At 37.7% G+C, this 12,711-nt stretch carries 10 protein-coding genes; 2 read left to right on the top strand and 8 right to left on the bottom strand.

Features of this window, described 5'->3' with window-relative positions; all coding sequences use genetic code 11:
• Positions 1–6 precede the first annotated feature (6 nt).
• On the top strand, positions 7–1,848 hold the full coding sequence (gene glmS, locus ACE01N_RS06600; RefSeq protein WP_380586050.1) for a glutamine--fructose-6-phosphate transaminase (isomerizing): 1,842 nt from the start codon (positions 7–9) through the stop codon (positions 1,846–1,848).
• Positions 1,849–1,902: 54 nt separating this feature from the next.
• Here glmS and arsB read toward each other — a convergent pair whose 3' ends face one another.
• From arsB to ACE01N_RS06575, 5 genes are read right to left on the bottom strand one after another with little or no spacing between them, the layout of a single operon-like run.
• Complete coding sequence (arsB, locus tag ACE01N_RS06595; RefSeq protein WP_380586048.1) at positions 1,903–2,934, bottom strand: ACR3 family arsenite efflux transporter; 1,032 nt, start codon at positions 2,932–2,934, stop codon at positions 1,903–1,905.
• 1 nt (position 2,935) lies between these two features.
• Positions 2,936–3,361, bottom strand: coding sequence for an arsenate reductase ArsC (locus tag ACE01N_RS06590; protein ID WP_380586046.1), 426 nt, complete (start codon positions 3,359–3,361; stop codon positions 2,936–2,938).
• Positions 3,362–3,372: 11 nt separating this feature from the next.
• Positions 3,373–4,455 carry a permease gene (locus ACE01N_RS06585; RefSeq protein WP_380586044.1) on the bottom strand — a complete coding sequence of 361 codons (1,083 nt, stop codon included), beginning with the start codon at positions 4,453–4,455 and terminating at the stop codon, positions 3,373–3,375.
• Positions 4,455–4,700 (bottom strand): thioredoxin family protein, encoded by a 246-nt coding sequence (locus ACE01N_RS06580; RefSeq protein ID WP_380586042.1) that lies wholly within the window; start codon positions 4,698–4,700, stop codon positions 4,455–4,457. Before ACE01N_RS06580 ends, ACE01N_RS06585 begins: the two co-directional genes overlap by 1 nt.
• Before the next feature lie 7 nt (positions 4,701–4,707).
• Positions 4,708–5,040: an ArsR/SmtB family transcription factor gene (locus ACE01N_RS06575; RefSeq protein WP_380586040.1), complete on the bottom strand. Its 333-nt coding sequence runs from the start codon at positions 5,038–5,040 to the stop codon at positions 4,708–4,710.
• A gap of 181 nt (positions 5,041–5,221) precedes the next feature.
• Here ACE01N_RS06575 and ACE01N_RS06570 point away from each other — a divergent pair, with 181 nt between their 5' ends.
• A complete protein-coding gene (locus ACE01N_RS06570) occupies positions 5,222–7,771 on the top strand; it encodes a TlpA family protein disulfide reductase (protein ID WP_380586038.1) in 2,550 nt (849 codons plus the stop codon).
• Positions 7,772–7,814: 43 nt separating this feature from the next.
• On the opposite strand, the gene ACE01N_RS06565 is transcribed toward ACE01N_RS06570, so the two are convergent.
• The 3 genes from ACE01N_RS06565 to ACE01N_RS06555 all read right to left on the bottom strand — a co-directional run bounded on the left by ACE01N_RS06565 (position 7,815) and on the right by ACE01N_RS06555 (position 12,547).
• Complete coding sequence (locus ACE01N_RS06565) at positions 7,815–9,452, bottom strand: prolipoprotein diacylglyceryl transferase (protein WP_380586036.1); 1,638 nt, start codon at positions 9,450–9,452, stop codon at positions 7,815–7,817.
• Positions 9,453–9,789: 337 nt separating this feature from the next.
• Positions 9,790–10,836, bottom strand: coding sequence for a CNNM domain-containing protein (locus ACE01N_RS06560; RefSeq protein WP_380586034.1), 1,047 nt, complete (start codon positions 10,834–10,836; stop codon positions 9,790–9,792).
• 235 nt (positions 10,837–11,071) lie between these two features.
• Positions 11,072–12,547 carry a sodium:solute symporter family protein gene (locus tag ACE01N_RS06555; protein WP_380586032.1) on the bottom strand — a complete coding sequence of 492 codons (1,476 nt, stop codon included), beginning with the start codon at positions 12,545–12,547 and terminating at the stop codon, positions 11,072–11,074.
• Positions 12,548–12,711: the final 164 nt, after the last annotated feature.

The raw sequence follows: 12,711 nt of genomic DNA, 5'->3' as shown, positions 1-12,711 counted from the left end.
GGTTTTATGTGTGGAATTGTTGGTTATATAGGAGAAAAGGATGCTTGTCCTATCTTGATAAACGGACTTAAACGGTTGGAATACAGGGGGTATGATTCGGCAGGAATCGCTTTGTATAACAAAGAAAATATTGGAGTATTCAAGAAAAAAGGTAAGGTTTCAGCACTCGAAGAGGCATTACAGGGAAAAGATACAGAAGGTACAATTGGTATAGGTCATACGCGTTGGGCTACTCATGGAGAACCGAATGATGTAAATGCACATCCGCATATGTCAATGAATGAAAAGTTTGTTCTCATTCATAACGGAATCATAGAAAACTACAATACACTTAAAACATTTCTTCTATCAAAAGGCTATAAATTCAAAAGCGAAACAGATACTGAAGTTCTGGTAAACTGGATTGAATATGTGTATATGAGCGAGAACATATCTGCAGAAAAAGCAATCAGATCTGCTCTTGCCAAAGTTATAGGTGCTTTTGGATTGGTTATTATTTGTAAAGAAGAAGGCGATAAGTTGATTGCTACCAGAAGAGGTAGTCCGCTTGTTGTTGGTGTTGGTGATAATGAATATTTTCTGGCGTCAGATGCAACACCTATTATTGAATATACCAAGCGGGTGATGTATCTGGATGATGATGATATTGTTATTTTAACCAATGATTCATTACAATTAAAAAATATTCATGGAAATGGGAATATGACACCTTTGATCCATAAACTGGATATGGATGTTAATGATATTGACAAGGGGGGATTTGACCATTTCATGTTGAAGGAGATTTTTGAACAACCTACAGCCGTTTTGGATACCATCCGTGGACGTGTGGCTGCAGATGGAAGTTCGGTACGCCTGGGCGGAATCAGGGAGGTGATGCCGAAACTTGAGAAGGCAAACCGCTTAATCATAATTGCCTGTGGAACATCCTGGCATGCCGGTCTGGTTGGGGAATATTTATTTGAAAAATACGCTAAACTTCCTGTGGAGGTGGAGTATGCTTCAGAATTCAGGTACCGTGAACCAATAATAACGGAAGATGATGTTGTGCTGGCTATCACGCAAAGTGGTGAGACCGCTGATACGTTAGCGGCAATTCGTATGGCTAAGAAAGCTGGCGCCACTGTTTTGGGTATTTGTAATGTGGTTGGTTCAAGTATATCACGTGAGACAGATGCCGGGGTTTATACTTATGCCGGTCCGGAAATTGGCGTAGCCTCAACAAAAGCATTTACGAGTCAGATTACCGTGCTTACCATGATGACATTGATGCTGGCACAACGTAAAGGCACTATTGATGAAGATACATTTCAGGCAATGGCACTTGGTTTAAGGAACATGCCGGATAAAATTCGTTTATTGCTCAAACAGAATGATCATATAAAAGAACTTGCAGAAAAGTATGCCGAAGCGACTAATTCGCTTTACTTAGGACGTGGTATCCAATTCCCTGTAGCATTGGAAGGTGCCTTAAAACTGAAGGAAATATCCTATATTCATGCAGAGGGATATCCTGCGGCAGAAATGAAACATGGTCCGATTGCATTGATAGATGAGAAACTTCCGGTTGTTTTTGTCGCGGCAAAGGATGTAAACTATGAAAAAGTAGTCAGCAATATTCAGGAAGTAATTGCCAGAAAGGGAATTGTTATTGCTGTTGTGACTGAAGAAGATGAACAAATTAAACAGATGGCTACCCATGTGATAGAGGTTCCTGAGACGCATGACGCATTAACTCCATTACTATCAGTTATACCTTTACAATTGTTTTCATATCATATAGCCGTTAAACTTGGCAGAAATGTGGATCAACCCAGAAATCTGGCTAAATCTGTTACTGTAGAATAAGCTTGTAACTCAAAAATATAAAAATGGGATTGAAGAATATTTTCAATCCCATTTTTAATATCTCCATTTATTGGCAAGTGCAACAAGTGAAAGCATAACAGGCACCTCTACCAATACACCCACAACGGTTACCAGGGCAGCGGGCGACTGCAGGCCAAACAATGCAATAGCAACGGCTACGGCCAGTTCAAAAAAGTTGCTGGCGCCAATCATTGCGGCAGGGGAACAAATGGCATGAGGCAACTTTAAAAAACGTCCCGCAAACCATGTTATGAAAAATATGAAATAGGTTTGGATAATCAGTGGTACTGCGACTAAGACTATTATCAGTGGCTTTTGGGTGATTGTAGATCCCTGAAAAGCAAATAAAAGAATAAGAGTTAACAATAATGCAATGATTGAAACAGGTTTGAATTTTGGAAGGAAACTCGATGTAAACCAGGCCTCGCTTTTCTTTCGTATCAGAACCTTATGGGTGAGATAACCTGCAAGAAGTGGAATGACCACGAAAATAATAATACTTGCAACGAGTGTATTGTAGGGTATTGTAATATTGGTGATCCCTAAAAGTAATCCAACGATAGGTACAAAGGCGACCAGGATGATCAGATCATTTACGGAAACCTGTACCAGTGTATAATTGGGATCACCGTTGGTAAGATAACTCCATACAAACACCATGGCAGTACATGGCGCAGCACCAAGCAGTATGGCTCCTGCAATATATTCACCTGCCATTTCCGGAGAAATAATGGCAGAATAAATCTTTGAGAAAAAGATCCATGCGAAGAATGCCATCGAAAACGGTTTGATCAGCCAGTTTATCACCAGGGTAAGAATCAAGCCCCGGGGTCTTTTTCGCACATCTTTCAGGCTCGAAAAGTCCACCTGCAACATCATCGGGTAGATCATCAGCCATACCAAGATTGCTACCGGCAGATTAACGTTGAAGATTTCCAGCTCACTCAGAAATTTTATGGTATCACCGGTGAAATGCCCTAAGGCAATTCCTGTTGCAATACACAGAGCTACCCAAAGTGTCAGGTATTTTTCAAAGAAACCTATTCTTCTTTCCGATGATTCCATTTTAAATTTGTGGTTTTATCTCATTGATATAGAGATTATAAAATGCTTCCTTAATTTCATCTCTGACCCTGATGAATTCACTCCAAATAAATTCATCTGTACCGGTTGCATGTGATGGGTCATCAAACCCGATATGTAAACGGTGTTTAACCTTGCCTAAAAAAGCCGGACAGGTTTCATTGGCCCCGCCGCATACAGTTATCACATAATCCCATTCGTCATTCAGATATTTATCAACTGAATCAGAAGTATGGTGACTGATGTCAATACCTGCCTCTTTCATGACTTCTACAGCTTTGCTGCTTAATTTACCCGAAGCGTTGGTGCCGGCAGAGCATACTGTTAATCCGGGATCAAATGATTGAAGAAAACCATGTGCCATCTGACTACGGCAGCTGTTTCCTGTGCATAAGATTAAAATTTTCATATGTGTTATAGTTATAATATCAAGTTGAAAATGAAGCCTACCAGCATAATCCCTGTGGCAACAATACCTATGAAAATGGCGATGAATTGCCATTTCAAGACTTTTTTAAGGATTACCATTTCAGGAAATGACAGTGCAATAACGGACATCATAAATGCCAGAGCAGTTCCCATGGAAACGCCTTTTTCTATTAGTACACTGACAATAGGAATAATACCTGCAGCATTAGAATATAGCGGGACACCAACCAGAATAGCTAATGGTACGGAATACCAGTTTTGTGCTCCCAGGATATTTGCCATCAGGTCATCAGGAACGTAACCATGAACTCCGGCTCCAACCGCAATTCCTATCAAAATGTAAACCCATATTTTTTTTATGATTTCTTTTACCAGATTATATCCGGCATCGAGCCTGTCGCTTAACTGAAGTTTTCTGTTATCTATGGTTTGCTGCTGACCCTTAATCTGAAAAACCCAGTCGGCAACATAGCGTTTCATGCCAAGCTTCTCAATTATAAATCCCGAAACTATAGCTATGATAAGTCCGGTTCCGACATAAATGGCTGCAATTTTCCATCCAAATAAACCACCCAGCAATACAAGTGCTACTTCATTAATCATTGGAGCCGCAATTAAAAAGGAGAAGGTTACTCCAATGGGAATACCAGCTTCAATAAATCCGATAAACAGAGGAATGGCAGAACAGGAACAGAATGGCGTAAAGATGCCAAGAACGGAGGCGAAAATGTTTCCGGCAAACAGCGGCTTTCCTTCCAGTGCTTTTCGTGTTTTTTCGGGTGAAAACCAGGATTGTATAAATCCTACTACAAATACCACCATGGCAAGCAGTAGCAGGATTTTGGGGGCTTCGTAAATAAAAAATCGGATAGCAGACGTATAAAACCTGTTTGGGTTCATTCCAATGATCTCATACAGGGAATAGTCGCAGATGTAAACGAAAAGGTTTGTTTGTCCTGAGCAACATTCCGGGTATTTTAACATCAACGGAGTGTAGTCAATAAATGGCAGTTTTGTAAAGAAAACCACCCAAAGCAGCAATAAGGAAAAGAAGAATAGAAGACGTTTATACATCAGTTTCTATGTTTGCTTTGCAGTATCTGAATAATTTCGTTTACGGATGGTACATTTCCTTTGGTTACAACTTCACCATTTACTACCAGAACGGGCGTTGTCATAACGCCATATTGCATAATCTCAACAATATCTTCTACCTTAGTAACGGTAGCATCAATGCCTGACTGTCTCACGGCTTCCCTTGTAACGTTGGCGAGCATATTACATTTTTTGCAGCCGGTACCTAATACTTTAATATCCATTTTGTTTTTATTTTTCGGTTGAACACGAATCGTTTGTCTGTATCTCTTTATTAAATAAAGTCTCTATCAATTGTCTGGCATCATGCCATGCTGTTTTATTCAGACAGTATTTTATTTTAGGTGCTTCAATTTCGCCCTGTATAAGCCCGGCTTCTTTCAGTTCCTTCAAATGCTGTGATAAAGTCGATTTGGCAATTGGAAGTTCATCACTTAAATCGCCGCTGTAACAACAGGCCTGTTTGGAAAGCAATTCCAGAATATATACCCTAACCGGATGACTTAATGCCTTGGCATATCTTGCTGTCTGAGTCTGCTCTTCTGTGAAAATTGATACCTTCATTTCGTATTTCGTAAAATTACGAACAAATATAGAAGTTTTATTTTTATTACAAAATATCAAGCGTAAAATACCTTAACTATTTTATAAACCGTTTGAAAGTTATATATTTGATGAATGTACTAATCTGCTTATGAGTACTTTACATAAATAACCTGAATGTTTATTATAAAACCCCAAAATCATGAAACAGTTATTATTATTGGCTTGTCTTGTTGTTTTAACTTCAAATGTTTACTCTCAGGCAAAAATTGAAAATCCGGAAACAGGTTTTAATACAGCGACCTATCTAACTTTAGAAAGTTTAGAGTTACAGGATTCAGCAACTATTCTGAATTTTAAGTTGGTAAAAAGAAAAGACTGGTCGTTTGCAATACCAAAATTATCATACATTCAAGAAATTGGTAAAGAGGACAGGTTATACGTGAAAAAATCAATTGGTGTTGAATTATCGAAAAGTACTAAAATGCCGGAATCCGGAGAATTTAGATATTCACTGATATTCCCACCGGTTGATAAATCAGTTAAATACATTGATTTTGGAGAAGGTAATGATGGAGGAGATTGGTTCATATATGATATAAATCTTAGCAATGATAAATATGTTTGTCCTGTACCTGATAAATTGAAAGGCGACTGGTTCGACAATGAATCGCAATTATGGAAATTAGGTTTATATGATAAAGCTGTAGTATACGATAGTAATCTTTGGAAGTATGGTTCTGTATATGCAAAAAAGAATTCCGGGGAAATAGAAATAATTGACAGTTCAGGAAGAGTAAATAGGCTATTTTATAAAGTCAAAAAGGATGGTCTGTATCTAGGTAAATCAAAAGATGATCTGATCTTATTAACAAGAGGCTCAGCACTCTCAGATAAGCCCCTGATTCCTGACAATTCAGGATTTGATGAACCGTTTTTTAGAATTGATACAGGTATTTACAGAGGATTCGTGCTCAATTATGATCCCCGGTGTAAAACAAAAACATTTAAGGTGCACTTGAATGATGTATTTGTAGGTCGTCAGCAAACGTATGTGGCAACAATTGATGAAAATGGTGGATTTTATGTTGAGATCCCAATGTATTCTCCAACAGAAATTTATATCAACTCAGATTTTTACAGGGCCGATGTGTTTTTGGAACCAGGTAAAGAGTTATTTCATGTACAAAATACAGGGTCAAGATGGGCCGAGTTTCAGGGAGATCTGGCAGCAATAAATCTGGAACGAACCTATTATGATCATATAATAAGCTATAATTATTCTGAATTAATGGATACAATTTTGCATATGAATGCCTGGGAATATAAAATGTATCTGATAAGCCAGTGGGACAAGGATTTAAATAAGCTGGATGAAATAAGCAACCGGAAAAATATCTGCAAAAAAGCTTACATGATCGAAAAACGGAATATTGATTACAGGTATGCAAGTGCAATTATTTATTATAAAAACTATTATGAATCTGCATACCGGAAAAAAAATAATATACCCAGAACGCAAAGAGAACTGGATATAAACCTGGAACCTTTGAATGTTGAATATTTTGATTTTTTAACCAATGACTTTGTGAATGATCCGTATGGTGCAATTTCGAATGATTACTTTTCTGTGAGTAACAGGATAAAATACTGTGAACCGTTGCGAAATATACGGTTAAATTTTAAAGCTGGTGAGTTATATGATGGTCTGGTACAAGACGGATATAGTTTTACAGAAAAGGAAATGGAATTAATTGAATTTTATAAGTCACAGGACTATATAAATGAATTGCCTGAAGTAAAAGCCTATATTGAATTAAGTCGTGATAAAATGGCTCCTTTCTACAGGAAGTGCATGCAGCATATTCCTAGAGATGAAATGAATGGGAAGAATCCGTCAGAAGTTGCCGAATTATATAAAGCAAAAGGCTTTGAGCTAACCAAAGATGAAGAGGAGCTAGTCAGGAAGTATTTGGAATATATAGCGTTGGAACCTGTTAAAGAAAGAATGGAATTTGCAAAAAATAATAGTGAGGTACTGAATGCATTCGCTAAAAAAACAAATGCAGCATTAAACAATTATTATCGTTCGATGAGGGATAAGGAGATGGAACGCATTCTGATTGAGGATTTTAATATTGAGTTAGGACTGATGACGAATATTTTTAAGTCTCAGGATATACTTAGAAAAGTTGTGTCTGAATTTACGCCGCTAAGCGATGAAGATTTGGCTGATGCACAAAAGCAGGTTGACAATAAATTTATCTCAGATTACATTGCTTATTCCAATGAGGCAACCCTTCGGAAAATTAAGTCGCAAAAAAATAAATTAGGTTTTGTTGTTAACGATGTGCCGGAAACAGAGGGCGACAAATTGTTTGAAGCCATTATGAAAAAGTACAGAGGAAAAGCAGTTTATGTTGATTTCTGGGCGACATGGTGTGGACCCTGCCGTTCAGGCATTGAAAGGATCAAGCCGTTAAAGGAAGAAATGGATACATCAAAAGTAGCATTTGTATATATTACGGGTCCCTCTTCTCCTGAAAATACCTGGAATAACATGATCCCTGATATAAAAGGGGAACATTACCGGGTATCGAAAGATGAGTGGAATTATTTGTGTGGTAAATTCGAAATATCCGGTATTCCGCATTATGTGTTTGTAGGTAAAGATGGTGAGGTCATTAATCCTCATTTACCACATTTGCAAAACAGCCAGATTAAAGCACTAATTGAAAAGGAAACAGAATAATAAATAAAAAACCTGCTTTTGTACAAAGCAGGTTTTTTTATGTTTACTTTTCATAAAATGTATAATGAATTCTCAGCGCCAACTGATAATTGGTTGCTGTGCTGTATGCCAGAAACGGATCCAAACTGAAATTTTCATTCAACATAAGCCTGGGATTCAAATACAAACCGGACTCACATATTCCAAACCGTACGTGATTTCCCGGATGATTTCTGAATCCGACTCCAAGCCCAGCCTGAAATGCGGGTAGTTCACCGGGGAGATAGTCTGCATAATGTGCATCCACAAAAAAGATATTTTCAGGTCCTATTCTCAGAGCTAGTGAAGGCACAATCTCCGAACCTTTATATTCACTTTCAAGATTGCTCAGGTTGATGCCTAATTTCCCTCCGATGTACTTGCTGTCCCATTTCACATAGGGGGTAAAACCCAAATAGTTAGCATAGTCATAGTTAATTGTATAGAGCTGACTACCAAAAGAAAACTTTTTATCTTTTTTATATTCATTCGTGTATTCAAGATTCATTCCTAATGCACTATACTCATTGACGCCACCACATATTTCTTCCTCCTTTCCGTAACTTCCACCAGCGCCAATTGTAAAATATTTTTTGGATGTAAAAACAGAATCCAGCGGAGTACTTAATGTTTGAGACATAAATAAAAATGCCATAAATATCATAAGCGAAGGCAGTGCATATGCAACCTTGATCTTTAGCGTGTGAATTACATTTATGGAAGTGATAAAAAGTGTTGAATAGCTCAATAACTGCAGAAATATAAGTTCAGTAAATGTGAGCCAGTTCGAAATCGAAATCAAAAGGAGCAGCAGTCCCGCGAGTACAAAAATATACCTGTTAATATCAGTGACCAATCTCTCAGATTCCTTATTGCCTTTTCTGTATTTCTCTGCAATGAAAACAAATCCTGTAGATAGGATAAATAATAACAGAGAAATGACCTGTGCCTTCTGTAATCCCAGGACTCCGGATTGGCCCGGGCGTATGAATTCTTCGAAAAACCTGAATATCCCATACAGCATTATGGATAAAAAGAACAAACTGCTCTCATGTTTTAATATTCTTTTTTTGTGAAAGGTATACAGCATAAAAAGTATTAAAGCACAAAATATTATCTCGTACAACGGAACCGGATGGACCGGAAGAGAGACGGTTTGTCCAGGTTGGATCAGACCGGAAAACAGCTGAGAGTTATATGCCAAGGAACCTTTAGCGTATGAGATGCCTAAGACAGAATCTGTGACATTACCATAACAGCAACCACCTGTCAGGCAGCCCAGTCTCGTAACAATTAAGCCAACAGGCCACGCAAAAGCGAAGGCCGTACCAACCGGATATTTGAATTTTAAAAGGTATCGGGTCAGATAAAACCCTATAACTCCAAAAATAAGATATCCTAAAATGGTCTTGTTTCTGGTTTCGGGAATCTGATGGGTTTTTAAAATGTTCAACCATTCGTCAAAACCAAAGGAAAAAAGTTTGCCGCCAAGGATTGAAAATAAAAAAGTGGAAAATAAAAGTAATATTAGCGGAGTCAGCGGAATTTTTTTACGAAGACCATATCCGGTGATTATTACAACAACTGTTACCAGTGCGAATAAGTAAAACAGTAAATGTTGATTTCCCTGATTATCAGGATCTATGGTAAGCCAACTGTTCATAAGGCATAAATAAATTAATTATTTAATGCAAGTAAAGTGAAGGTGGTTAACAGTTATAAAGTTAGTACTTTTTAAATTAAGTTGAACTGTTGACAGCTTAAAGCTTCAGAGATTCCTCGCTTCACCCTCAATGAACCTGTCTGGCTGTCATTCTGAGCGTAATAAAATGAAGCGAAGAATCTGTATTTCATATTTATTTTTGATCGGACAACAGTGATTAAGTTATAAAAGGGAATGAATTTGTAATGAAATAAACCTCCGATAAAGTGATATATAATTCAAAACTAAAATAGTGTCATCCCTGAATTAGTTGAAGTAATTTTTGCTATTAAGACTCTCATTTATTTTGCGTGTTTCTCAGACTCTTAATTCTTTTCCATCGTTCTTTTGCGAATTTCTGCATGTCGTTTATTTCATCTTTTTCATCGATGATCTCAAATCCTAAAAGGGATTCAATGATATCCTCCATTGTAATGATACCCTCTGTGCCACCAAACTCATCTACAACCAGGGCAAGGTGTTCTTTATGCCCAAGAAGGATATCCCAGGCGTTAATCAATGCCATGGATTCAGGCACGATGGTTATCTCCCTTCGAATATCTTTGAGCGCCAGTTTTGTCTCACCTTCGGCTATTTTTTCAAATACGTTCTGACGAAATACATAACCAGTAATATTCTCTATATTTTTGGAATAAACGGGAATGCGGGAAAACCTGTATTCCTCGCGTTTATCAAAAAATGCGGATAATGACATGTTTTCATTGGCAGAGGTCAGAACAACACGGGGGGTTCTTACTTCACTCACCTTCATGTTTTTAAGATGGATAAGATTCTGCAGTATTTTACTTTCAGTATCTGTAAATATGCCTTCCTGATTACCAATAACGGCAAGTGCTGATATTTCATCCCGACTGATGGTTTGGGATTTTTTTGTTTTTGAAATCAACTTTGTAAGTAAAGCCGAAAAGAGAACTAACGGATAAGTTATAAATATCATTACCTGGATGATATGTGCAGATGGTTTGGCCAGACTTCTCCAGTAGGTGGCTCCGATGGTTTTCGGAATAATTTCACTGAAAATGAGTATCAGTATTGTAAGTATGGCAGAGATAAGCCCAAAGTAGGTGTCTCCAAATATGGCAGTTGCCTGAGCCCCAACACCGGCAGCACCTACCGTATGAGCTACCGTGTTAAGAGAAAGAATGGCTGAAAGAGGACGGTCTATGTTATTCTTCTGTCTGAGAAATAACAGTGCAAATGCTTTTCCTTCTTTTGCCTTAACATTAATATGCGACAAAGGGGTTGACAACAGTACTGCTTCCATAACAGAACAGGTTGCAGAAATAAACAGTGCCAGAAACAGGTAGAATAATAGCAGGACCATTTGTGCTAGTTTTTTTGATTTATAATACTATATCTTTTGAGAATTTGAATGCTTAAAACATACAATGCCATAATATATTAATTTCTATTCAATGTGTTTTGTTTAAACTCAATCCATTAAGACTAATGCTTTACGCTGTTTAAAGTCCGAAAGTACTTACTGTTCAAACCACGGTTTTTTGTCAAAAAAGGCCTTGGATCTAAAAATAAATTATCCTCACACATTTTACCTTAATCTATTTTTTTTCAATAGATCCACTTATTGTACTGGTTGTTGCATAACCATTATCAGAGTTAAATTGTTGAACCGTTATGAACACAATGGCGGATATCGCAATTCCGAAAAAGTTAGCATCCAGACCTAAAGGTAATTTCAGGTCACAAACAATAAGGATCAATGTGGTAAATCCACCGTTTATCATGCTCCAGGATGCAGCAGAAGCTGACGGTTTTTTTAGAATCAGTATTGCAAGAACCGGAACAAACAGACCTGATACCATAAAGGCATAAGAGTATAGCATGAGTTCAAGTACATTCTGCATGGTAGTCGCAAGCAGAATAGCAATGGTACCGATAACAAGTGTAATCAACTGGGAGCGTTTAATATTATTTTTAGTATGCTTTTTCGAAAATGCCCCTATAATATCGGTTTGAAGATTACCTGAGGCTGCCATCAGGCAGCTGTCAGCTGTTGACATGATAGCTGAAAAATAAGCAGACATCATCAGTCCCATAAGGCCAACCGGTAAAATATGTACAAGAAATAAAGGCAGACCCAGTTCTGGGTCGGGTTCATTACCTGGTGCGTAACCAAAGGTTGAAAATAAACCTTGTTCAAATGCTATGCGGGCAAATAATCCCAGGATCACTCCCATAAAAGCCATAACAGGCCACTCAAATAATCCTGCAATTCTCCATGCTCTTTTTGCTGTTTTTTCGTCTTTACAGGCATATATGCGTTGGTAAAGTGTCATGCCTACAAACCAGATGGGAACAATGGTAATGAGCCAGTTGAAAAATTGCATAAATGTGATGTTGGTCAATGAAAAAAGATGATCCGGAATATTGTTTTGAATAGCCTGCCATCCTCCAAGTCTGTAATAACCGTAGGGAATACCTATCAAAAATAAACCTGAAATAAGGATGATCCACTGAATGGTATCGGTGTAAATTACGGCCTTAATACCTCCCATAACAGTGTATAATGCAGCTATTATTCCCATGATTAGTACAGCATCAATTATAGTTATTGCAGGAAATGTAGCAGTAGCCAGTTTTGCACCGGCTAAAATCTGGGAGCTTGTAAAACCGATATATCCAATTAGTGAAATAACTCCCGCAAGAACAGCCACCGGTTTATTATAATAATGTTTTAAAGCTTCTGGGAAGCTTAGTAAATTGTATTTTCGTGCAACAGGGTATATTTTAGGAATGAGGAGTGCGGCGCTAAGCCATGCTCCCAGAAGTCCGGTAAACAGCATCCAGCTTCCAGATAGTCCTATCGTAAAACCAAGACCTCCCAGTCCTATGGAAAAACCACCACCAACATCGGTAGCCACAACTGATAAGCCTACATGTCTGGCAGTCATACTACGGCCACCCACATAATAATCTTCATCAGAACTGTTTCTTTTTAAAAAATAAAAGCCAACTCCCAGCATTGCTGCCAGATAAAGGATAAATATCAATGCATCAATCCAGTGTATTTCCAAAACGTTATATTTTTATTTGATGACAGTATAACATTTATATGTATTTACCAAATGTTGGGTAGTGATATGTTATTTAGAATGTTCTTGGTTCAGTATATTTATATTTGAATCAATAGTCCTTTGCAATTAAAGTGAAACTTCAGATTCAAACCAGAAGTTTTTTA

Source organism: Quyinboa ferrireducens, assembly GCF_042436675.1.
Taxonomy (GTDB): Bacteria; Bacteroidota; Bacteroidia; order Bacteroidales; family UBA5342; genus JBHJHP01.
This window is presented reverse-complemented; position numbering and strand designations above follow the sequence as displayed.